This window comes from Mycobacterium sp. E136 (genome assembly GCF_001666865.1).
In the GTDB taxonomy this organism is placed as follows: domain Bacteria; phylum Actinomycetota; class Actinomycetes; order Mycobacteriales; family Mycobacteriaceae; genus Mycobacterium.
Genome location: NZ_LZJE01000221.1, coordinates 1 through 22,132, shown reverse-complemented (window position 1 = coordinate 22,132; position 22,132 = coordinate 1). Strand labels below are relative to the sequence as shown.

The 22,132-nt window shown below is 68.5% G+C and carries 25 protein-coding genes and 1 pseudogene; 8 read left to right on the top strand and 18 right to left on the bottom strand.

Annotated elements, in window-relative coordinates; all coding sequences use genetic code 11:
• A pseudogene (locus A5698_RS14800) lies at positions 1-265 on the bottom strand (hypothetical protein); the annotation flags it as partial.
• Positions 266-316: 51 nt separating this feature from the next.
• On the opposite strand from A5698_RS14800, the gene A5698_RS14795 reads away from it, so the two are divergent.
• A complete protein-coding gene (locus A5698_RS14795; protein WP_068298170.1) occupies positions 317-1,282 on the top strand; it encodes a diacylglycerol/lipid kinase family protein in 966 nt (321 codons plus the stop codon).
• Positions 1,283-1,530: 248 nt separating this feature from the next.
• Positions 1,531-1,785: a transcriptional regulator WhiB1 gene (gene whiB1 / locus A5698_RS14790; RefSeq protein ID WP_014208822.1), complete on the top strand. Its 255-nt coding sequence runs from the start codon at positions 1,531-1,533 to the stop codon at positions 1,783-1,785.
• Positions 1,786-1,902: 117 nt separating this feature from the next.
• Here the strand turns inward: whiB1 and A5698_RS14785 are convergent, their stop codons facing one another.
• Positions 1,903-3,390: a sensor histidine kinase gene (locus A5698_RS14785; protein WP_068298166.1), complete on the bottom strand. Its 1,488-nt coding sequence runs from the start codon at positions 3,388-3,390 to the stop codon at positions 1,903-1,905.
• A gap of 40 nt (positions 3,391-3,430) precedes the next feature.
• Positions 3,431-3,646 carry a biotin/lipoyl-binding carrier protein gene (locus A5698_RS14780; protein ID WP_043414713.1) on the bottom strand — a complete coding sequence of 72 codons (216 nt, stop codon included), beginning with the start codon at positions 3,644-3,646 and terminating at the stop codon, positions 3,431-3,433.
• A gap of 155 nt (positions 3,647-3,801) precedes the next feature.
• On the opposite strand from A5698_RS14780, the gene A5698_RS29995 reads away from it, so the two are divergent.
• Positions 3,802-3,894 (top strand): 50S ribosomal protein bL37, encoded by a 93-nt coding sequence (locus tag A5698_RS29995; protein ID WP_003882799.1) that lies wholly within the window; start codon positions 3,802-3,804, stop codon positions 3,892-3,894.
• A 24-nt stretch (positions 3,895-3,918) separates the two neighbouring features.
• Here the strand turns inward: A5698_RS29995 and rsrA are convergent, their stop codons facing one another.
• A complete protein-coding gene (gene rsrA / locus A5698_RS14775; RefSeq protein ID WP_231967412.1) occupies positions 3,919-4,176 on the bottom strand; it encodes a mycothiol system anti-sigma-R factor in 258 nt (85 codons plus the stop codon).
• 44 nt (positions 4,177-4,220) lie between these two features.
• On the bottom strand, positions 4,221-4,871 hold the full coding sequence (locus A5698_RS14770) for a sigma-70 family RNA polymerase sigma factor (protein WP_197506780.1): 651 nt from the start codon (positions 4,869-4,871) through the stop codon (positions 4,221-4,223).
• A 242-nt stretch (positions 4,872-5,113) separates the two neighbouring features.
• Here A5698_RS14770 and A5698_RS14765 point away from each other — a divergent pair, with 242 nt between their 5' ends.
• Both A5698_RS14765 and A5698_RS14760 read left to right on the top strand, forming a co-directional pair.
• Entirely contained in the window at positions 5,114-5,602 is a 489-nt protein-coding gene (locus A5698_RS14765) for an aminoacyl-tRNA deacylase (protein ID WP_068298158.1), read from the top strand.
• A gap of 83 nt (positions 5,603-5,685) precedes the next feature.
• Positions 5,686-6,543, top strand: coding sequence for an SDR family oxidoreductase (locus A5698_RS14760; RefSeq protein WP_084792453.1), 858 nt, complete (start codon positions 5,686-5,688; stop codon positions 6,541-6,543).
• Here the strand turns inward: A5698_RS14760 and A5698_RS14755 are convergent, their stop codons facing one another.
• From A5698_RS14755 to A5698_RS14720, 8 genes are all read right to left on the bottom strand, one after another.
• Entirely contained in the window at positions 6,544-7,293 is a 750-nt protein-coding gene (locus A5698_RS14755) for a YqjF family protein (protein WP_068298152.1), read from the bottom strand. It abuts the gene before it with no gap.
• A 32-nt stretch (positions 7,294-7,325) separates the two neighbouring features.
• Positions 7,326-7,574: a hypothetical protein gene (locus A5698_RS14750; protein ID WP_156670765.1), complete on the bottom strand. Its 249-nt coding sequence runs from the start codon at positions 7,572-7,574 to the stop codon at positions 7,326-7,328.
• Positions 7,571-8,434 carry an oxygenase MpaB family protein gene (locus A5698_RS14745; RefSeq protein WP_068298149.1) on the bottom strand — a complete coding sequence of 288 codons (864 nt, stop codon included), beginning with the start codon at positions 8,432-8,434 and terminating at the stop codon, positions 7,571-7,573. The genes A5698_RS14750 and A5698_RS14745 overlap by 4 nt, the downstream gene beginning before the upstream one ends.
• Positions 8,431-8,652 (bottom strand): hypothetical protein, encoded by a 222-nt coding sequence (locus A5698_RS14740; protein ID WP_231967411.1) that lies wholly within the window; start codon positions 8,650-8,652, stop codon positions 8,431-8,433. Before A5698_RS14740 ends, A5698_RS14745 begins: the two co-directional genes overlap by 4 nt.
• A gap of 103 nt (positions 8,653-8,755) precedes the next feature.
• Positions 8,756-9,583, bottom strand: coding sequence for an enoyl-CoA hydratase/isomerase family protein (locus tag A5698_RS14735; RefSeq protein ID WP_068298147.1), 828 nt, complete (start codon positions 9,581-9,583; stop codon positions 8,756-8,758).
• On the bottom strand, positions 9,580-10,173 hold the full coding sequence (locus tag A5698_RS14730; protein ID WP_068298143.1) for a TetR/AcrR family transcriptional regulator: 594 nt from the start codon (positions 10,171-10,173) through the stop codon (positions 9,580-9,582). The genes A5698_RS14735 and A5698_RS14730 overlap by 4 nt, the downstream gene beginning before the upstream one ends.
• Positions 10,174-10,214: 41 nt before the next feature.
• Positions 10,215-11,750 carry a DUF7782 domain-containing protein gene (locus tag A5698_RS14725; RefSeq protein ID WP_068298140.1) on the bottom strand — a complete coding sequence of 512 codons (1,536 nt, stop codon included), beginning with the start codon at positions 11,748-11,750 and terminating at the stop codon, positions 10,215-10,217.
• On the bottom strand, positions 11,747-12,517 hold the full coding sequence (locus tag A5698_RS14720; RefSeq protein ID WP_068298173.1) for an SOS response-associated peptidase: 771 nt from the start codon (positions 12,515-12,517) through the stop codon (positions 11,747-11,749). Before A5698_RS14720 ends, A5698_RS14725 begins: the two co-directional genes overlap by 4 nt.
• A gap of 44 nt (positions 12,518-12,561) precedes the next feature.
• Between A5698_RS14720 and aroA the strand changes: the two genes are divergently transcribed.
• Both aroA and rsgA read left to right on the top strand, forming a co-directional pair.
• Positions 12,562-13,881, top strand: a complete 1,320-nt coding sequence (aroA, locus tag A5698_RS14715) for a 3-phosphoshikimate 1-carboxyvinyltransferase (protein WP_068298137.1) — start codon at positions 12,562-12,564, stop codon at positions 13,879-13,881.
• Positions 13,878-14,855 carry a ribosome small subunit-dependent GTPase A gene (rsgA, locus tag A5698_RS14710; RefSeq protein WP_068298134.1) on the top strand — a complete coding sequence of 326 codons (978 nt, stop codon included), beginning with the start codon at positions 13,878-13,880 and terminating at the stop codon, positions 14,853-14,855. The genes aroA and rsgA overlap by 4 nt, the downstream gene beginning before the upstream one ends.
• A 344-nt stretch (positions 14,856-15,199) precedes the next feature.
• On the opposite strand, the gene A5698_RS14705 is transcribed toward rsgA, so the two are convergent.
• The 5 genes from A5698_RS14705 to A5698_RS14685 form a co-directional block, all read right to left on the bottom strand.
• Complete coding sequence (locus A5698_RS14705; RefSeq protein ID WP_068298131.1) at positions 15,200-16,453, bottom strand: fatty acid desaturase family protein; 1,254 nt, start codon at positions 16,451-16,453, stop codon at positions 15,200-15,202.
• Positions 16,454-16,522: 69 nt separating this feature from the next.
• Positions 16,523-17,662 (bottom strand): ferredoxin reductase, encoded by a 1,140-nt coding sequence (locus A5698_RS14700; protein ID WP_068298128.1) that lies wholly within the window; start codon positions 17,660-17,662, stop codon positions 16,523-16,525.
• Between the two features lie 59 nt (positions 17,663-17,721).
• On the bottom strand, positions 17,722-18,222 hold the full coding sequence (locus A5698_RS14695) for a DUF6912 family protein (protein WP_156613876.1): 501 nt from the start codon (positions 18,220-18,222) through the stop codon (positions 17,722-17,724).
• A 6-nt stretch (positions 18,223-18,228) separates the two neighbouring features.
• On the bottom strand, positions 18,229-19,983 hold the full coding sequence (locus tag A5698_RS14690) for a BCCT family transporter (RefSeq protein ID WP_068298125.1): 1,755 nt from the start codon (positions 19,981-19,983) through the stop codon (positions 18,229-18,231).
• Positions 19,984-20,044: 61 nt separating this feature from the next.
• Positions 20,045-21,454 carry a WS/DGAT/MGAT family O-acyltransferase gene (locus tag A5698_RS14685; protein WP_068298122.1) on the bottom strand — a complete coding sequence of 470 codons (1,410 nt, stop codon included), beginning with the start codon at positions 21,452-21,454 and terminating at the stop codon, positions 20,045-20,047.
• Positions 21,455-21,701: 247 nt separating this feature from the next.
• Between A5698_RS14685 and A5698_RS14680 the strand changes: the two genes are divergently transcribed.
• On the top strand, positions 21,702-22,132 hold a 431-nt coding region (locus A5698_RS14680; protein ID WP_068298119.1), incomplete at its 3' end, for an Rv3235 family protein.

Here is a 22,132-nt window from a genome sequence, read left to right as displayed (position 1 = left end):
AGACGACCGGCAGCAGCAGTAGTTGGGCGAACACCGCGATGCCGCGACCCCAGCGCCTGCCCGTCCACAACGCCCATCCCGCGGCGAGCACCCCGCCGCCCATGAGCGCGAACCACAGCGCGGTCCCGTACTTGTTGAGGCCGGACTCCTCGGCCAGGCCGAACCCGCTCACCACGTACACCAGCGCCGCCACCAGCGCAGCCGCGCCCTCCAAGGCGACGAGGACCGCGGCTTGGCGCACCGTCGTGGGCGATGGAACGATCACGCCCTCGAGCGTAGAGGGGCGCGCCGGACCCGTTCAGTAGGCTCGGACCCCGTGCGCGCCGTGCTGATCGTGAACCCGAATGCGACCTCGACGACCGCGGCCGGCCGTGACCTGTTGGCCCACGCCCTGGAGAGCCGGGTGAAGCTGACCGTCGTCCATACCGACCACCGCGGCCACGCCATCGAGATCGCCCGCGACTCGGCCCGCGAGGGCGTCGACGTGCTCATCGTGCACGGTGGCGACGGCACGGTGAACGAAGTGGTCAACGGAGTGCTGGAGGTCGGCGGGCCCGGCGCCGCCGCACCGGCCGTCGGTGTGGTCCCTGGTGGTTCGGCCAACGTCTTCGCACGGGCGCTGGGCATCAGCCCCGATCCCATCGAGGCAACCAATCAGCTGATCGACCTGCTGTCGGAGTACCGCCGTCGCAAGACGTGGCGGCGCATCGGTCTGATGGACTGCGGTGAGCGCTGGGGTGTGTTCACGGCGGGAATGGGCGTGGACGGGGACGTGGTGGCGGCCGTCGAGGCGCAGCGCGCCAAGGGACGCGCGGTGACCGCCTCCCGCTACGTGCGCGTGGCCATCCGCGAGGTGCTGGCGAGCACCCGCAAGGAACCGTCGCTGACGCTGCATCTGCCCGACCGCGAGCCGGTCGGCAGCGTCCACTTCGCGTTCGTGTCCAACGCCAGCCCGTGGACGTACGCCAACGCCAGGCCGGTGTGGACCAACCCGATGACGACGTTCGAGACGGGGCTCGGACTTTTCGCCACGACCAGCATGAACGTGTGGGCAAACTTGATGCTGGTGCGACGGATGTTGTCGAAGAAGGCCCGTATCGAGGCAAAACACCTGGTCCGCGACGACGACCTTCCGTGGCTGCAGGTGACCAGCGATGCGCCGGTCGCCTGCCAGATCGACGGCGATTACGTCGGACTTAGAGACTCGATGATGTTCACCGCGGTTCCCGATGCGCTCGGAGTGCTGGCGCCCGCCCCGGCGGACCTCCCTGACCTGCGATGATGATGCCCAAGCGTAGGATTCTGGGCGCAGTTGGATCGAGTCTAGTACAGACGAGTGCACGGCGTGCGACGCCACCGGCCTAGTGACATTGCGCACTTGTTAACTCGCGAGTATTGACATCTGTCCAGCCTGTGAAAGCATCGAAGCAACGTTGCAGAAACATTCAATGTGCACGCGTTAAACAGCCGAACAAAATGCCGTGCGTCGTGCTGCGCACAGGTGACGTATCTGACGAGGAGTTTGATCTAATGGATTGGCGCCACAAGGCGGTCTGTCGCGATGAGGATCCGGAACTGTTCTTCCCGGTGGGAAACAGCGGCCCGGCGCTCGCTCAGATCGCCGACGCGAAGCTCGTCTGTAACCGCTGCCCGGTGACCACCGAGTGTCTGACCTGGGCTTTGGAGTCCGGACAGGATGCTGGCGTCTGGGGCGGCATGAGCGAGGACGAGCGTCGCGCGCTCAAGCGTCGCAACGCCCGCACCAAGGCTCGCAGCGGAGTCTGAGCTTCACCAGAACCAAACAACTACGGCCCCGACATTCGTCGGGGCCGTATTTTTCTGCCAATGCACTAATAGCCATTTAGCGACGCAATTGGCCGATTCGCGAATTGCGCGGTTGTCCTACTGCGCGGCACGCCGCGGCCGGCCCAGCGGCACCCGCAGCACCACGTCGGTCCCCCCGGTCGGCACCTCGTGCATGCCCAGCGACCCGTCCAGTTCCGCCGACACCAGCGTCCGCACGATCTGCAGGCCGAGCCGGTCGGACTTCTCCAGGCTGAACCCGTCGGGCAGCCCGCGGCCGTCGTCGTGCACGACGACGTCCAGCCATCGCGCCGACCGTTCGGCCCGGATCGTGACGCTCCCCTCCCGGGCCCCGGGTTCGAAGGCGTGCTCGATCGCGTTCTGCACCAGCTCGGTGATCACCATGATCAGCGCGGTGGCGCGGTCGGCATCGAGCACACCGAGGTCGCCGACGCGGTGGATGCGGATCGGGCTGTCAACGGCGGCAACGTCATTCATCATCGGCAGGATGCGGTCGACCACCTCGTCGAGGTTGACCTCCTCATCCACCGACATCGACAGCGCGTCGTGCACCAGAGCGATCGACGACACCCGTCGCACCGACTCCATCAGCGCCTCGCGGCCTTCGTCGTTGTTGGTGCGCCGGGCCTGCAGCCGCAGCAGTGCGGCGACGGTCTGCAAGTTGTTCTTCACCCGGTGGTGGATCTCGCGGATCGTGGCGTCCTTCGACAGCAGCGCCCGATCGCGACGCTTGACCTCGGTCACGTCGCGGATCAGCACCGCGGCGCCTACGGGCTTGCCGTGCACCACCAGCGGCAGGGTGCGCATCAGCACCGCCGCGCCGCCCGCGTCGACCTCCATGCGCATGCTCGATCCGCCCGCCAGCGAGTCGCGCACGTGGTTCGCCAGCTCCTGCGCCTCGAACGGGTCGCCGATGAGCGGACGGGTGACGGTGACCAGGTTGTGGCCGCCCAGCTCGGCGGCCAGGCCCATCCGGTGGTAGGCCGAGATCGCGTTGGGGCTCGCGAAGGTGACCACGCCGTCCTCGTCGAGCCGGATGAAGCCGTCGCCCACGCGTGGACTCGACCGCGACATCGCGATGTCGCCGACATTGGGGAAGGTGCCTTCGGAGAGCATGTGCAGCAGGTCGCCCGCGCAGTCGAGGTACGCCGACTCCAACGGGCTGGCCTTCCTGGCTGCCAGCGCGGTCTGATGGGTCAGCACCGCGACGACCTCGTCCTTGTACCGCACGGGGACGGCTTCCACGTTGAGTCCAGGGGAAACCTGTTGTCCCGCACCGTCTCCCACGACGATGTCGCCCCTGGTGAAGGCCGCGGTCACAACCGGCATCGCATCGGCGTCGGCCAGCGTGCTGACCGCGTCGGCCAGCAGCACCGTCGGGGCGGTGTTCGGCCGCACCTGGGCCACGCAGACCAGGGCGCCGTCGTCGCGGCGCACCCACATCAGGTAGTCGGCGAAGGACAGGTCGGCGAGCAACTGCCACTCGCCCACCACTGCGTGCAGATGGTCGACCGCATTGCCGGGCAGCATGGTGTGCTCGGCGAGCAGGTCACCGAGGGTCGACATCGCGAACTACTTCCGGCGGGGTGTCACGAGGCCGCGCTGATCAGCTGATCACCGCGATGAGATCGCCGGCCTGGATGACGTCGCCGACCGAGACGCTGACCTTGCTGACGGTGCCCGCGACCTCGGCCAGCACCGGAATCTCCATCTTCATCGACTCCAGCAGCACCAGGGTGTCCCCCTCGCCGATCTGATCGCCCTCGCTCACCACGACCTCGAGCACACTGGCCACGATCTCAGCGCGAACGTCCTCGGCCATCATCACCCCATTACTCTTCGCTGCCGTATGCGTTTCGGCATACATCGAACCACACGACCGGCTTGTCAGCGCTGTCGCCGGGTCATGAGACAATGGTTTGAACGTGCCCGGTGGATACGGGCCGAGCAATCCCGCAGAGCATTCGGAGGTAGACCATGGCCAAGCGTGGCCGTAAGAAGCGTGACCGCAAGCACTCGAAGGCCAATCACGGCAAGCGGCCCAACGCCGGTTCGAAGTCGGTGCGCTGACGCGCCCAGAGGTGATCTCCGGCGTTAACCGCGCCGGATGATGGTGGTGCGGCTGATCTCGATGCGCAGCCGCTCACGCAGGCTGTCCGGGGCCTTCTCGCCCCCACACTTCTTCGCGATCAGGTTCTTGACCCGCTCCTCGACGCCGTAGTGCCGCAGGCATGCGGGGCATGCCTCGAGGTGATGGCGCAGCTTGTCGCGCGTTTCAGGAGTGCATTCGCCGTCCAGCAGCGTCCACACCTCGGCGATGACCGCGGCACATTCGGGATGTTCGGGGTCGATCGGGCCGACGGGGGGCTGCCATCGCTCATCGTCAGGGAACGAGCTCACGACGAGACCTCCTCGGGTGTGTCCATCTGCTCTCCCCGGATGAACCCGCGGTCGCGGGCCACGTCGCTCAGCAAGTCACGGAGCTGCCGCCTGCCCCGGTGCAACCGGGACATCACTGTGCCTATCGGCGTGTCCATGATCTCGGCGATCTCCTTGTATGGGAAGCCTTCGACGTCGGCGTAGTACACAGCCATCCTGAAGTCCTCGGGTAACGCCTGCAACGCTTCCTTGATCTCACTGTCCGGCAGCGCCTCGAGCGCCTCGACCTCCGCCGAGCGCAATCCGGTCGAGGAATGCTCGGCGTTGGCCGCCAGCTGCCAGTCGGTGATCTCCTCGGTGGGGTACTCGGCCGGCTGGCGCTGCTTCTTGCGGTAGCTGTTGATGTAGGTGTTGGTCAGGATGCGGTACAGCCACGCCTTGAGATTGGTGCCCTCGCGGAAGGAGCGGAAGCCGGCGTAGGCCTTGATCATGGTTTCCTGCAACAGGTCCTCGGCGTCGGCGGGGTTGCGCGTCATCCGCAGCGCACCGCCGTAGAGCTGGTCGAGCAGCGGAATCGCGTCGCGCTCGAATCGCGCGGTCAGTTCGGCGTCGGTCTCCTGCGGAGCCTCCGGCGTCGAATCTCGCGTTGACCCGTCGGAGTCGGTCATCGTGGGGAACACCGTCCCTTCTGTCGCGGTGCCAGCGAACAATCCCGATAGATTCATCGAGAGCACTGGAAAGTCCATGGCCAGCGTTGGCACCTGACCCCCTTCACTCATCCTAGAGGTTGAGACCGACATGTTTTCTGTCCGCGAACCTTCGCCGCGGTACAGCCACCGTCAATAACAGCGGCACGGCCCCCGGTTGTTCCCCGAATCGCGACGTACGCGCATCGCACTAGGCTGACGCGGTGCCACGCGCAGCAACTCCGGCGATTGCGGCCCTGCTGGCCGCCGACGTCGCGCACGAGGTCTTGCGGTACCGCCACGACCCTCGCAACGCGTCGTTCGGCGACGAGGCCGTGGACGCGCTCGCGAAGTCCGAGGGCGTCGAGCCCGCGCAGATCCTCAAGACGCTGGTGCTCACGCTGCCCAAGGGGCTCGGCGTCGCGGTGCTGCCGGCGCCGACCAAGCTCTCGCTCAAGGCGGCCGCGGCCGCCCTGGGCGTGCCCAAGGCCACGATGGCCGAACGCGCGGCGGCCGAGCGGTCGACGGGCTATGTGATCGGCGGCATCTCCCCGCTGGGCCAGCGCACGCCGCTGCCGACGGTCGTCGACGAGAGCGCGCTGGCCTGGGACCGGGTGCTGTGCAGCGCAGGCAAACGCGGCTGGGACGTCGCGGTGGCGCCGCAGGACCTCGTCCGGCTGACCGACGCCGTCACCGCGGACATCTGTGCCTGACGGTCCGCGAAACCGTCTTCCGGCAGAGAAAAGCCGAGCGGGGGCCTGCTGGAATACCGTTTCGCGGCTCTAGGGTGAGACGCATGGCACAAGCAGCGTTGTCCGGGAAAACCATGTTCATCTCCGGCGCGAGCCGCGGCATCGGCCTGGCGATCGCCAAGCGCGCGGCCGCCGACGGCGCCAACATCGCGTTGATCGCGAAAACGGCCGAGCCCCACCCCAAACTGCCGGGCACGGTTTACACCGCGGCCAAGGAACTCGAGGAAGCCGGCGGGCAGGCGCTGCCGATCGTCGGCGACATCCGCGACGGTGACTCGGTGGAAGCGGCGGTCGCCAAGACCGTCGAGCAGTTCGGCGGCATCGACATCTGCGTCAACAACGCCTCGGCGATCAACCTGGGTTCGATCACCGACGTGCCCCTGAAGCGGTTCGACCTGATGAACGGCATCCAGGTGCGCGGCACCTACGCGGTCTCGGCGGCGTGCATCCCACACATGATGGGCCGGGAGAACCCGCACATCCTGACGCTGTCGCCGCCGGTTCGCCTGGAGCCCCAGTGGCTCAAGCCCACCGCTTACATGATGGCTAAGTACGGAATGTCGTTGTGCGCGTTGGCGATCGCCGAGGAGATGCGCGACGCCGGCATCGCCTCGAACACGTTGTGGCCGCGCACGCTGGTGGCCACGGCGGCCGTGCAGAACCTGTTGGGTGGCGACGAGGCGATGGGCCGTGCCCGCAAGCCCGACGTTTACGCCGACGCGGCGTACGTGGTCCTCACCAAGCCCGCGCGCGAGTTCACCGGTCAGCCGCTGCTGTGCGAGGACGTGCTGCTGGACTCCGGGGTGACCGACCTGTCGGTGTACAACTGCGTTCCCGGTGCGGAACTGGGGGTCGACCTCTGGGTGGACACCCCCAACCCGCCCGGATACACGGGTCCGTAGTCAGGCGACGACGCACGGGCGCCCGAACCGCGCCTGCACGCCCGTCGTGAACAGCGCCCGCAGCATCGGGCCCGCGGGGGAGACTCCGGCGGCGGCGACGAGATCGTCGCGCAGGCCGATGATTTCGGCGGCGCACAGCGGCCACGGGTCGTGTTCGTTGGGCACCCACCACGTGCGGCCCGCCTTGCGGGTGTGCGCGCCCCAGCGGGCGGTCAGCCACACCTCAAGCGGGGTGGGTGTCACCACCTCGCCGACGCGCACGGTGACGACGCTGCGCAATCCGCGGTGCGGCCACCGCCGCTCGCTGGTGTAGGTGACGGTGTCGGCCGTCCTGTCGATGCGCATCTTCGCCCAGGTGTAGGGGATGCCGAGGGCGAGGCGCAGCGTGGGAACGACCGCCAACCGGGCGGTCTCCAGCGAACGGAACACCGCCCCGTGGCGGCCCGACTCGTCGATCGAGTACAACCGGACGTTGGTCTCGGCGAAGGTGCCGAGGTACGGCAGCGGCACCGCCCGCCCCAGCGTCGTACCGCGCATCCGGAACGGCACGAGTCCGACGTAGGTGAGCCCGTCACCGAAGACGTCGGGGCGGGTGCCCGGCGGGTAGAGCGAGGCGACCGTGTCCGGGCCCACCGGCCAGTGCAGGAAAGTCAGGTCGCACCAACGTTGTTGGGAGAAGACCGGTCGCGGCACCGTACCGGCGACGACCGGGTACCCCGCCAGCGCGTCGTCGTCGATCGGGCCCGTCATCGGCTCATCGTGACATCGCGGTCACGCGATCGTCAGGGAACGCAGAGTTCGAAGCCGACCAGGTTGGCCGGCCAGAACAGCGCTGTCGCCATGAACGCGCCGATGTCCGAACCGGCCGGCATCCGGGTGCGGAACGCGGTGTCGATGAGCTGCACCTGCTCGGCGTCGAAGAACGCCCACACCAAACCGATCAACAGGTACGGGATCGCCAACCACATTCCGAGTTCGAGCATCGCCTCGACGCTGATGCGACGACTGAGCAGGCGGCGCAGCGCGGTCACACCAGCGCCTTGTGCGTGCGGACCCGGCGGCGGACGTCGCCGAGCAGCACATAGCTGCCACCCTGGCGAATGAACACCGGCATGAAACGGTTGACGAAAGCGACTGTGAGGAACAGCGATTCGAAGAGGAACTGGCGGAACCCGCTCCAGCGCAGGCCCATCTGTTCGCGGAAGACCGGCGCGAGGAACCCGGCGGTCAGGAATTTCAACAGCGGGCGGAACGGCAGCCCCAGAAGCGGATTGATCATGCGTAGGTCGAGCATGTGCATCAGGTATCCGCGAACCCGGTCGTCGATCTTGACCCGTTCGCACGCGGTCCGCCAGTAGTCGTCGAACTCGGCGCGGGTCGGCGGCCACTGGTCCTCGGTGACCTGCAGCGTGGTGCCCAGCGGCCACGCGGAGCGATAGAACTGCTCGGCCTGCTGGGGCGTCATCTCGCCGCGCAGGAGCTGATAGGTGTCCTCCAGGCCGACGAAAAGGCAAGCGGCCACCCACATCTGCAGGTCCCGGTCGAAGGCGTTGTACCGCACCGGGCTCTCGTCGGTCGACTTGACGTGCCGGTGCGAGGTGTTGACGGCCTCGCGGAACACCGCGCGGTCATCGGGCGTGCCGAGCACCGCCACGGCGAGGTACTGGAACGTCGTCCGCGCCCGCTTCCACGGATGCTTGAGCAGGTTCCCAGAGTCGACCTTGCTCTCCGCGACGCCGTAGCCGACCTCCGGCCAGGACAGCTGCATGACGACGTTGGCGGCGCCCGCGGCGAACGCCCAGAAGTCCATCGCCTCCGCGGCGGTAACCACCGCTTCGGGGTCCCATCGGGCGGTGCGGCGCCGGGCGGAGATGCGGTAGCGGTCCGTCATCCGACGCACACCGCCGAGAAGACGAGCGCGGGCCAGAACGCGACGGAGCCGATCAACTGGACCAGCCAGGTGAGCCCGCTGCCATCGAGTCGGTCCAGGCGCAGGGCCGTCCAGCCGATGCCGACCACGACGTAGGGTGCGGCGAGGATGAGCCCGGTGCCGATCCATTCGGCGAGGGTCATCTCGAAGCTCAAGACCTTCTTCACCGCACTGACCACACCGACCCCCTGACTCGACCTGTCCGCACTATGTTAATGCCCATTCCGAGCTGATCAGGCAAATGCGGGAAATATCGGCGGGGTACCGGGCGCCGCAGCGGCCTCAGGACAGCATCGATCGCACGCTGCCTGCGAAGGCGGCGGTGGTGAAACACGACGGTTCGGCGAACTCCTCCAAGGTGAGGGCATCGGCCCAGTCGGCATCGGCGGCCGCCCGCAACAGCGGTTTGGTCATCGCGACCGCGTGCGGCGGCATGGCGCCGATCCGCGAGCACCACTCGTCGGCGGCAGCGAGCAGGCGATCGTGCTCGACGACCTCCTGCACGAGGCCCAGTCGCTGCGCCTCGCGCGCGTCGATGTGTTCACCGCGCAGGTAGTAGGCCAGCGCACCGTGGTAGCCCAGGCGCCGGGTCAGCGCCCAACTGGTGCCGACCTCGGGGATCAGCCCGAGCTTGCCGAATGCGGGCACGACGACGGCGCGCTCGCTGGCGATCACGAGGTCGCACGTCAGCGCCCAGGCCAGCCCGACGCCCGCCGCCGCGCCGTTGAGCGCCGCGACGAAGATCGTCTCGGAGCCCGCGATCAACCGCGCGATACCGCCGAATTCGCGCCGGATCCAGCGCCAGATGTCGGCCGCGCCCTCCTCGGCGCCGAGTTGGTCGATCGCCGCGTCCATCATCTTCAGGTCGCCTCCCGCGCTGAAGCCGGGATCGGCGCCGGTGAGCACCACCGAACGCACGTCCGGGTCCGCGTCGAGGTCGGTCAGGGCGCGCCGCAGCTGTCGAACCAGCGGGGCGGACAGCACGTTGAGCCGCCGCGGCTCGTCGAGCGTGACCACGGCCCTGTCCCCGCGGTGCTCGACGCGTACCCGCACCGGAGCGTCGGCGTCGTCACCGCGGGCCACCATCGATCGGTACAGCGAATCGGTCATGAGCGAACCTCCTCGGTCTCGTTGGCGCGCAACGCCGTCCACGCGGCGTCGGCGAAGATCTCGATAGTCCCCGGCGGTATCCGTTTCGCTGCTGCGGCAACCCAGTACCGGCTGTACTCCTGCGCGGGGCCGAGCCACAGCGCCGCCGTCACCCCGAGCTGCATGGGTTGTAGCGCCCCGTAGCGGTGGTGTGGGCGCCACCAGTCGCGGACCGCGGCGAAGAAGGCGTCGTTGTGCGCGCGCAGTTCGGCGCTGTCGAGTCGCGGGCCGAGCAGCAGGCCGGCCTCGCCGCGGTGCGCCGACACCCACCGCAGGTGATAGGCGACGCCGCCGCGGATGCCGCCTTCGGCGGTGTCGTGTCCGCGCAACATCGTCACGAACCCGGCCTGGTATTCGCCGAGCAACTGCGCGAAAACCGCGGTCGCGAGCGAAAGCTTGTCGGGGAAGTGGTGATACAGCGCACCGACGCTCACCTCGGCTTCGCGGCGCACCTCGTCGAGCGTGGCCGAGAGCGCGCCGTCGGACGCGAAGCGGCGACGTGCGACCTCCAGTAGCCGGCTCCGTGCATCGGGACGCGTCTTCGACGGCACGAGGATTACTCTAGTTGAACCGAGGAATCCTCTGTCAAGGCTCAGTGGGACTGGTAGAGGATCCCGCGGCCGATCGCCTCTCGTACGAGGGGAAGCGCGGCTTGCGCCAGCGCGTCGGCGTCCACACCGTGAGCGGCGGCCAGCATCGCGATCAGCGTGCCCAGGGGCACCTCGCCCCGACATCCGGCCAACAGCGCGCGCCCGATTTCGTCGACGCCGATGACGGCACCGGGCCCACCGGGCCGCCGCACCGCCGCGCCGACGACCTGCCAGCCGTCGGGTCCCGGCAGGGACTGCTCGTCGAGGAAGACCGGCGCGGTGGACAGCCTCGCAGCGAGCAGTCGGTCATCGCTGGTGTCGTGCAGGTATTCGCGGCGGGCGAAGAACGCGTCGACCTCGTCGCCGGTGGGCGCCTCGTCGGGTCCGGTGATGTCCTCGAGGACGTGGTCGGGCGGGCGGTGCGCACCGGAGCGCGGTGCGCGCAGCGCGATCACCCCCATCCCGATGCCGGTGATGCGCTCCTCGGCAAACCAGTCGAGCCACTGCCCTCCGCGACGCGCGGCCTGTTCGGGTTCCTCGCCGGCGTCAGCCGTCCACAGCGACACATAGCTGACCGGATCGGCGAGCTCGCGCTGCACGACCCAGGCGTGCAAGCCGGTGCCGGCGAGCCAGTCGCGCACCCGGTCCCGCCAGTCCTCGCCCTCGCGAACGATCCAGTTCGCCATGACCACCGCGGTGCCGCCCGGCTCCAGGTGTGCGCCGACGTGCTCGATCAGGTTGCGACACAGGGCGTCTCCGGCGAGGCCGGAGTCGCGGTAGATGTAGTCGCGGTCACCGGCGCCCACGACGAACGGCGGATTGGACACGATGAGGTCGAAGCGCTCACCGGTCACCGGCTCGAAAAGGCTGCCGCGCCGCAGATCCCAGGACATACCGTTGAGCCGCGCGGTCGCCGCGGCGAGCGCGAGCGCGCGGGCGTTGGTGTCGGTGGCCACGATCTGCGCGCAGTGACCGTTGAGGTGAAGCGCCTGCACCCCGCATCCGGTGCCGAGGTCGAGCGCGCGGGCGGCCGGCGTGCGCACCACGGCCCGCGCCAGCGAGACCGACGCGCCGCCGATGCCGAGGACGTGATCGCGACGCACCGGCCCCGGGCGCATCGCGGCATCCAGATCCGAGACCACGAAGAAGTCGTTGACGCCGTCGCCGTGCGGGCGGATGTCCAGGACGGCGCGCAGCCTCCCCTCGGCCGTCGCCACCACCACGTCGCTGGCTGCCAATGCGTCGAGGCCGACACTTGGCAGCGCCATTGTGAGGTGCTCGGCGGGCTCGTCGGAGCCCAGCAGCAGTAGGCGCACCAGCACCGCCAGGCGCCGCTGCTGCGGAGTCCCGCTGTCGAGGGCGCGGGCGGTTTCCCGCAGCGCCGGCCACCACACTCCCCTGGCGAACGCCGCGTCGACGTCGGCGCCGAGCAGGGCGGCCACCCCATCGGTGGTGTAGCCGGCGCTGCGCAGGTCGGCGGCCAGCGCGTCGACGACCGCGACATCGGACAACGGGCCGGGCGGGTCCGGCTGCGTCAAAGCAGGGTGCCTTGTTCGGCCTGGGGTTCGACGGGCTCGATCAGCTCGGGGCCGTTGTTGCGCACGCTGTTCACCAGCCGCGACACCTCACGGATCTCGATGCGGTCGAGGTCGCCGTGGCCGCGCAACAGCCCCTCGTCGATCGGGGCGTCGGGATCGAGCCAGTGGTCCCAATCGCGTTCGCTGATGGTCAGCGGCATCCGGTCGTGGATCTCGGCCAGCGGGCCGGCGGCGTCGGTGGTGATGATCGTGCAACTGAGCAGCGGTTTGGCATCCTCGGCCGCCTCCTTCGGTCGCCACGTCGACCACAGTCCCGCCATGAACAGCGGCTCGCCGTCGCCGGCGTACATGAAGTAGGGAATTTTCGGAGCCCTTCCCTCTCCCTTTTTCAGCCACTCGTACCAGCCGTCCATCGGCACCAGGCACCGCTTGCCCTTCGCGGGATTCCGGAACACCGGCGAGGTGGTCAGCTTGTCCGACCGGGCGTTGATCAGCAGCGGCCCCTTGGTCTCGGGGCTGCCGTCCTGCGTGGCCTTCGCCCACGGCGGCACCAAGCCCCATCGCATCGAGCGCAGCCGACGACTGGCGTCGTCGTCGGGTTCGCTGTGGCGCTTGACCACCGTGGTGACGGTCGTAGTAGGCGCGACGTTGTAGTTGGGCCCCGAGCCGTCCTTACCGTCGGAGGTGGCCGACGTGGTCTCGTCGATCGCCTTGATCTTCTCGGCCAACAGCGCCGGGTCGGTGGTGACTGCGAAACGTCCACACATGAATCCCATGGTGGCACGCGAAGCCGACAGGGGAAGATGGAGCGGTGAGCGCCCCCGGACACCAAGAACGTCAGGCCTGGCCGGCACCGACAGCGTCGACGCCGGTGCACGCCACGGTCACCGTGCCCGGCTCGAAGTCGCAGACGAACCGTGCGCTCGTGCTGGCGGCCTTGGCCACGGCGAACGGCGAATCGACGCTGCGCGGCGCGCTGCGCAGCCGCGACACCGACCTGATGATCGGTGCGCTGCAGGCGCTCGGCGTGACGGTGGAGGGCCACGCCGACGAGCTACGCGTGAGCGGGCAGATCGCACCGCGCGACGGTGCGCGCATCGATTGCGGGCTGGCAGGCACGGTGCTGCGGTTCGTGCCGCCGCTGGCGGCCCTGGGCACCGCGACGGTCACGTTCGACGGTGACGAACAGGCACGCGCCCGCCCGATCGCACCGCTTCTCGATGCGATGCGCGGCCTGGGTGTCGACATCGACGGCGACGGGCTGCCGTTCGCGGTGCGGGGCGATGGGTCGGTCTCCGGCGGGACGGTGGAGATCGACGCGTCGGGTTCGTCGCAGTTCGTCTCCGGATTGCTGCTGTCCGGGGCGAGCTTTCGCGACGGGCTGACCGTCGTGCACACCGGCGAAACCGTACCGTCGGCGCCGCATGTGGCGATGACGGTCGCGATGCTGCGCGACGCCGGAGTCGACGTCGACGACCGCCGCGACAACCAGTGGCGGATATCGCCGGGACCGGTGGCCGCGCGGCACTGGGACATCGAACCCGACCTGTCCAACGCCGTGCCGTTCCTCGCGGCCGCGGTGGTCAGCGGGGGAACCGTGCGGTTGACCGGCTGGCCGAAGGCGAGCACCCAGCCGGCCGACGCCATCATCGCGATCCTCAAGAAGCTCGGATCGGTTGTGCGGCATGGTGATACCTACCTCGAGGTGTGTGGCGCCGAGTTCTACGGCGGTATCGATGTGGACCTTCACGAGGTCGGCGAGCTCACGCCCGCGGTGGCCGCGCTGGCCGCGCTGGCCACCCCCGACTCGGTGTCGAAGCTGTCGGGCATCGCGCATCTGCGCGGACACGAAACCGACCGGCTCGCAGCGCTGTCGGCGGAGATCGACGGCCTCGGCGGTCAGTGCGAGGAGACCGCGGACGGGCTGGTGATCACGGCGCGCCCACTGCACGGCGGGTTGTGGCGGTCGTACGCCGATCACCGGATGGCCACCGCGGGTGCGATCGTCGGGCTGCGGGTGCCCGACGTCGCGGTGGAGGACATCGAGACCACCGCCAAGACGCTGCCCGAATTCCCCCAGTTGTGGGCCGACATGCTTGCGGGGCAGACGCCGGAGGTCGACCGGGCTTGAGCCGACGCGAGTACGACGAGTCCGACGTCCGGGTGCGGCCCGGCCGAGGCTCGCGGCCGCGGACCAAGATTCGACCCGACCACGCCGACGCGCAGGAAGCGATGGTGGTGACCGTCGACCGGGGGCGGTGGGGATGCGCGCTCGGCGGTGACCCAAACCAACGCGTCGTCGCGATGCGCGCCCGCGAATTGGGCCGCACCCCGATCGTCGTCGGCGACGAGGTCGGCATCGTCGGCGACCTGTCCGGGCGGCCGGACACGCTGGCCCGGATCGTACGGCGCGGTGATCGGCGAACGGTGTTGCGCCGCACGGCCGATGACACCGATCCGACCGAGCGCGTCGTCGTCGCCAACGCCGACCAGTTGTTGATCGTCGTCGCGCTGGCCGACCCACCACCCCGCGCCGGGCTGGTCGAACGGGCGTTGATCGCGGCCTACGCCGGTGGGCTCGAGCCGATCCTCTGTCTGACGAAGACGGACCTCGCGGCGCCGGGGCCGTTCGCGGCGCAGTTCGCCGACCTCGATCTGACGATCACCACGGCGGGCCGCGACGACCCGCTCGACGCGGTGGCCCCGCTGCTGGCCGACCGGGTCACCGTGCTGCTCGGCCACTCGGGTGTAGGCAAGTCGACACTGGTGAATCGCCTTGTGCCGCAGGCCGAACGGGCCACCGGCGAGGTGACCGACATCGGACGGGGCAGGCACACGTCGACCCAGTCGGTCGCGCTGCCGCTGGACGTCGGGGGGTGGGTGATCGACACACCCGGTATCCGGTCGTTCGGGCTGGCGCACATCGAGCCCGACGATGTGCTGCTGGCATTCTCCGATCTGGCCGAGGCGATCAAGGACTGCCCGCGCGGCTGCGGGCATATGGGTCCGCCCGCCGATCCGGAGTGCGCGCTCGACACGTTGACCGGCCCGGCGCTCGACCGGGTCGCCGCCACCCGCCGACTGCTGTCGGCGCTCCACGCCTGACTCCTTCTGCGCGAGCGACCGTGTTTGCACACGACACGCCGCGCATTTGCGGCACTTTGCGGGCGCTCGCTGCCGACGACGGTGCTTAAAGTGCACCACCCATATGACCCCGCGAGCCGTACAGCCGGGTTCTGCCCGTGGTACTCGACTAGCGGACGCGCGGCTTCGGCCGTACGCCCGACTGGTGCGCGATCCGGACGACGACGAGCCGACGCCGCAGGCCTACCTCATCGCGCGCAAACATTGCTGCACACTCAGCACGCCGCCAGCGTGCGCATAGTGCTGAAATTCCGCGGCGTGTCTTGTGCAAACATGCACGCTCGCGGAACTTCAAGGGGCAGTGGCTAGGCGGCGCGCTGGGTTCGAGCCTGGGCGCGGATGGCGCGCTTCTCGCGGCGGCGGGCCCGCACGGCGGCGATCGACGACTTCAGACCACGCCGTTCGCCCGGCGCAAGCTCGGCGAACATCCGCTCGCTGCGCGTCTCGGGCGCATCGTCGGCGGTGTCACGCAGGAACTTGTCCGGAAGCGACAGCTTGGCGATCGTGCGCCACGTCTTGCCGTACTGCACCAGGAAGGAACCCGTCGTGTACGGCAGGTCGTACTTGTCGCACAGCTCGCGCACCCGCATGGAGATCTCATAGAGCCGATTGCTCGGCAGATCCGGGTACAGGTGATGCTCGATCTGGTGGCAGAGGTTGCCGCTCATGAACCGCAGCACCGGGCCGTTCTCGAAGTTGGCGCTACCGAGCATCTGGCGCAGGTACCACTCGCCCTTGGTCTCGCCGATCATGTCGGTCTTAGTGAATTTCTCTGCGCCATCGGGGAAGTGGCCGCAGAATATCACCGCGTTGGACCAGATGTTGCGGATGATGTTGGCCACCGCGTTCGCCTTCAGCGTCGACTTGTAAGTCGCACCCGGCGACAGCGAGGTCACCGCGGGCCAGGCGACGTAATCCTTGAACACCTGCTGACCGGCCTTGGTGCCGAACTCGCGCAGGCGGATCATGGTCGCCCTGCGGTCGTCGCGGCCCTTGAAGATCTTGCCGATCTCGAGGTGCTGCAGGCCGACGCCCCACTCGAAGAGCGTGGCGAGCATGGTGTTGTACAGCACGTTGAAAACGTTGTGCGGCTTCCACTTCTGGTCGCGCGTCACGCGCAGCAGACCGTAGCCCACATCGTCGTCCATGCCCAGGATGTTGGTGTATTTGTGGTGCATGAAGTTGTGGGTGAAGCGCCAGTGTTTGGCCGCCCCGCTCATGTCCCACTCCCACGTCGAGGAGTGAATCTCGGGATCGTTCATCCAATCCCATTGACCGTGCATGACGTTGTGGCCGATCTCCATGTTCTCGATGATCTTGGCCACGCCCAGGGTCGCGGTGCCCGCCCACCATGCCGAGCGACGCGAGCTGGCGGCCAGCATCACGCGGCCGGCGATCTCCAGCGCCCGCTGCGCGGCGATGGTGCGACGGATGTAGCGCGCGTCGCGCTCACCGCGGGAGTCCTCGATGTCCTGCCGGATTGCGTCCAGCTCCACGGCCAGACTCTCGATGTCGGCATCGGTGAGATGCGCGAACTCGGGAACGTCGGTGATTGCCATCGTCAGGCCTCCTCTCGTATGCCTACGCTACCGTAACCTACGTACCCGTAGGTTACCAGCCAGTAAACCTCAGACATCCAGCACACAATCGCCGGATGCCGCGGAGACGCAGGTCTGTATCCGGCTCCCCGGTTCCCGCTCGACGCCGGTGCGCAGGTCGCGCACGTGGCCTTCGACCAGGCCCACCACGCACGACTGGCAGATGCCCATGCGGCATCCGAACGGCATGCGGATGCCTGCTTCTTCGCCCGCCTCCATCAGCGGCGTCGCGGCGTCCACCTCGACCGTCTTCCCGCTGCGCGCGAACTCCACCGTTCCGCCCTGCCCGTGCACCTGGCCGTTCAAGGCCTTGGACACGGCGAACCGCTCGAGGTGTAGACGCTCGGCGAGCCCGGCCGCCGCCCAACTGCGCTGGGCCGCGTCGAGCATGCCCTCGGGACCGCACGCCCACGTCTGGCGCTCGCGCCAGTCGGGCACCTCGTCGTCGAGCCGCGACAGGTCCATCCGACCGTGTGTACGCGTTGCGCGCACCCGCAGCCGGTAGCCGTCGTGCGCATCGGCCAGCTCGCCGAGTTCGGCGGCGAACATGACGTCGGATTCCGTTGGCGCGGAATGCACATGGACGATGTCGGTGATCTGATCGCGCCGTGCCAACGTGCGCAGCATCGACATCACCGGCGTGATGCCGGAGCCGCCGGTCAGGAACAGCACCTTCGACGGCGCGGGATCGGGCATGACGAAGTTGCCCTGCGGCGCGGCCAGGCGCACGATCGTGCCGGGCGCGAGCCCGTCGACCAGATGCGTCGACAAGAATCCTTCGGGCATCGCCTTGACCGTGATCGTGATGGTGCGGATGGTGCGCGATGGGGCCGATGTCAGCGAGTAGGACCGCCAGCGCCAGCGACCGTCGACCTGCACACCGATGCCGATGTACTGGCCGGGCTGGTAGTCGAATGAGAAACCCCACCCGGGCTTGATGACCAGCGTCGCCGAATCGTCGGTCTCCCTCCGGACGTCGATCACTCTGCCGCGCAGCTCGCGCGCCGACCACAGCGGGTTGGCGAGCTGCAGGTAGTCATCGGGAAGCAGCGGCGTCGTGACCCGGCTCGCGATGGTGCGCAGGGCCCGCAGGCCCGGATTGCCGGTGTTGACGGACGGACGAACCGTGTCGGCGACGTTGGCCGAGACTTTGACGTAGTTCTTGGCCATGAACCTACGGTACCGTAACCTACGCTCCCGTATCCAACCGGATCCGGCCGACCGACCGCTCAGAGCAGTTCGAGTAGGAACGGCAACTCCTGCGGCGCATACCAGGCCAGGTCGTGGTCCTGCGCGTCGCCGACGACGAACTCCGCATCCTCGTCGCCGAGATCGGCCTCGTCCACGGCCTCGATCGCGGGCAGCACCGCGGACTCGGCCTCGGCGTTGTCGACGTAGGCGGCGATGACGTCGTCGAACGAGATCGGGCCCGCCAGCCGCACCACGGCGTCGTCCAGATCGGGTCGAACCGTCGCGTCATCGACCTCGGCCTCCACCACCGCGCGCCGCGGCGGCAGCTCACCCACTCCTTCTCCTGCGAGCAGGCGCAGCGAGGCCATCGCGGCCTCCTGCCGCGCGACCTCGGCGAGCTCCTCATCGTCGCCTTCGGCGTAAGACTCGCGCAGCGCATGCGTCACCGCGAACGCCGTGCCGCTGCGGGCGTGCATCACCCGGTCGGCAACGAGCTGTTGCAGCATGGTCAGGGTCGCGGGGATGTAGACGCGCACCAGGCGAGGTTAGTCGTCGGCCGTCTTCTCGCTCGCCGGATCCTTCTCCACCGAGATCACGAAGTCGTCGCCGTGTTCGGTGACCCCCTGGATGACCGCGGTGTCGACGGCTTCCTTGGCGTACTGCTGGCGGACCATCATCGGGTCGCGGCGCAGGTCCTTCACCAGGCCCACCGCCAGGCCGACCATCACGACGACGAACGGCAACGCGGCCAGGATCGTGATGGTTTGCAAGCCGTTCAGCGCGTCCTCGCCGCCGACCAGCAGCATCACCGCGGCGACGGCACCGGTCGCCACGCCCCAGAAGATGACGGTGCCTCGACCGGGTTTGATCGTGCCGCGCTCGGACAGGGATCCCATCACCACCGAAGCCGCGTCGGCTCCGGACACGAAGAAGATCGCCACGAGCACCATCACCAGAACGCTGGCGATCGTGGCGATCGGATACTGGTCGAGCAGGCCGAACAGCTGAGCCTCGATGCTGCCCTCACCGGCGAGGTCCACACCCTCCTGCTGCTCGCGGATCGCCGAACCGCCGAACACCGCGAACCACACCAGCGACACCAGGCTCGGCACCAGCAGCACACCGGTGACGAACTGGCGGATGGTGCGCCCGCGTGAGATCCGCGCGATGAACATCCCGACGAATGGCGTCCACGACACCCACCACGCCCAGTAGAAGATCGTCCACGTCTGCAGCCACTCGTTGACGTCGGAGCCCTCGGCGCCCGTGCGCGCGGACATCATCGCCAGGTCGGCCACGTAGCTACCGAGCGATGTCGGCAGCAGGTTGAGGATGAAAACCGTTGGGCCCACGACGAATACGAAGAGAGCGAGCACGAGGGCCAGCACCATGTTGATGTTGGACAGCCACTGGATGCCGCGCGCGACCCCCGACACCGCCGAGAGCACGAACGCCACCGTGAGCACCGTGATGATGACGACGAGGATCGTGTTGCCCGTTTCGCCGATACCGCCGACGATCTGCAGCCCGCTGCGGATCTGCAGCGCGCCGAGGCCGAGCGAGGCGGCCGAGCCGAACAGCGTGGCGAAGATCGCCAGCATGTCGATGACCTTGCCGAGGGGTCCGTTCGCGCGGTTGCCCAGTAGCGGTTCGAAAGCCGCGCTGATCAACTGCAGCCTGCCCTTGCGGTAGACGCCGTAGCTGATCGCCAGGCCCACGACCGCGTAGATCGCCCACGGGTGCAACGACCAGTGGAACAGCGTCGTGGCCATCGCCGTCTGCACGGCTTCGGGATTACCGGCGGCACCGGTGCCGGGCGGCGGCGTCGCGAAGTGCGACAGCGGTTCGGCCACCCCGAAGAACATCAAGCCGATACCCATGCCCGCGCTGAACATCATCGCGACCCAGGACACCCCGTGGAACTCGGGTTCTTCATCGTCGCGCCCCAACGGGATCGCGCCGAAGCGGCCGAGCGCGAGCCACAGGATGAAGACGACGAAACCCGAGGCGGTCAGCACGAACAGCCAACCGGTGTTGTTCATCACCCACGTCAGCGCGCTGTCCGAGGCCGACGCCAGCGACGAGGTGCTGACGAAGCCCCAGGTCAGAAAGCCGATGGCGATGACGGCGGTGATTCCGAAGACGATCCAGTCCACGCCGCGGGACCGGGTGGCGGCGTCGTCCTGGGGCGGCTGGTCGAGCGCCGGGTGAGGGACCACGTGATCGGTGGGCGATCTCAGTGCCCGGCGCGTCGCGGCCCTGGTCTTTCCTGTCGTCTCGTTCTCTGCGCTCGTCGTCATGGTGATCCAATTCGACCTTGCTGGCCGCGGGCGAGTCAATCCGGCAAACGCAGCGATCGTGTCATTGCGCGGCTTCTAGCAGTTCTTCCAGCGACTCACGCAGCAGATCGGGCAAAACATCGACGTCGCTCATGGCGTCGCGGTCGGCGTTGATGCCGAAGTAGACCATGCCGTTGTAGGACGTCACCCCCATCGCCAAGACCTGGTTGCTCAGCAGCGGCGGCACCGCGTAGGTCTCGAGCAGTTTGGTGCCCGCGACGTACATCTGGTGCTGCGCACCGGGCACGTTCGTGATCAGCAGGTTGAACTGGCGCGCGGAGAAGGTGGTGGCGACGCGAATACCCATGGCGTGCAGGGTCGGCGGCGCGAACCCCGACAGGGTGACGATGGTGCGCGCGTCGACCAGGCTCGCGGCGCTGGACGCCGACTCGGTGGCGTGCGCGATCTGGGAGAGCCGCACCACGGGGTTGCCCTCACCGACGGGGAGGTCGACGAGGAACGGCGTCACCTCGCTGATGGCCTGACCCGGGCCGGTCGCGTCGAGTTCGGCATCCGGATACACCGACATGGGCGCCATCGCGCGCACCCTCGTCGTCGAGGTCACCGGTTCCCCGCGCGACATCAGCCAGTTGCGCAACGCGCCGGCCACCACGGCCAGCACCACGTCGTTGACATCGCAGTCGTAGCGGGCCCGCACGGCGCGGAAGTCCTCGAGCCGCCCGCTGGCGACCGTGAACCGCCGGTTGCGCGAGACGGTGGTGTTCAGCGGGCTGCTCGGCGCGGTGCCCCGCGCGACCGTGCGGACCACGTCGACGAACCTGCGCCCCATGTTGACCAGCTGACCCGCGTTGGTCGCGACGTCGACGACGGCGGAGCGGACGGCGCCCATCTGCTCGGCGGGGCGCATGATCCACTCGCCGAGCGCACCGAGCAACAGTTGCCGATCGCTGGGTTCGCGCAACGGGATCCAGATGTCTTCGCCGAACTCCGGCGGCTTCTGGGTGCGGTCGGCGATGACGTGGCCGATCTCCAGCGCCGTCATCCCGTTCACCAACGCCTGGTGAGACTTCGTGTAGATCGCGATCCGGTTCTTGGCCAGGCCTTCGATCAAATACATCTCCCACAGCGGGCGCGACCGGTCCAGCGGGCGCGACCCGAGCCGGGCGATGAGCTCGTGCAATTGCGCGTCGCTGCCCGGCGAAGGCAGCGCCGACCGCCGAATGTGGTACGTGATGTCGAAGTCCGGATCGTCCACCCACACCGGACGCGCCAGCCCCAACGTCACCTCGCGCACCTTCTGGCGGTACCGGGGAATCTGTGGCAGCCGCTGTTCGACGGTGGCGAGCAGGGCTTCGTAGCTCAGCCCGCTGCGCGGTTTGCGGAGGATCGCCAGCGATCCGACGTACATCGGCGTCGACGTGTTCTCCAGGTGGTAGAACGACGCGTCCGCCGTCGACAACCGGGTGACCATCGCGACGTCGTCCCTCCCCTGTACTGCCGCGGTCCGACCGCGTGTGCCGAAGTCCCCGCCACGCTATAGGCAAACCCTGCGGATGCGCATCACGGGTGCGTCTCGGTGTCTGTGAGACGTGCGATCATGAAGAGGTCTGCCACTCTCCAGCAGACGGGTCCTGTCTCGTCGATTGACTGGAGATCGTGTTGTGACACCATTCTGCACACCTGCCGGCCAGGCTGCGCCCGTACCCGATGAGCGACGAATGCCGTTGGTGGCGCCCGTCATCGACTGCGAACCGCCGCCGATCGGTGCGGGCGCCTGCGCACCGCCGTCGCCAAAAAGCCTGCACCGCCGCCCATCCGGCAGACCGGCCACAGGTGTGCGAACAGCACACCTGCGACGTGCGGCGCCGCCCGAGCCCGCCCCATCGCGCGGCGCGGTCCTGTTCGCCGACGCGGCGTTGCGCCGGGTGCTCGAGGTCATCGACCGCCGCCGTCCGCTGGCACAGCTGCGTCCGTTGCTGGCACCCGCCCTCATCGAGGCCGTGCTCGCGATGACCCGGCACCCGCACGCCACCGTGGCCACGCTGCGCCGCGTCCGGTTGCGTGTGGTCGACGACGGTGCGGCCGCCGAGGTTTTCGGCACATACAGTCGCGGACAGCGCATCCGCGCGATCGCGGCGCGGATCGCGTT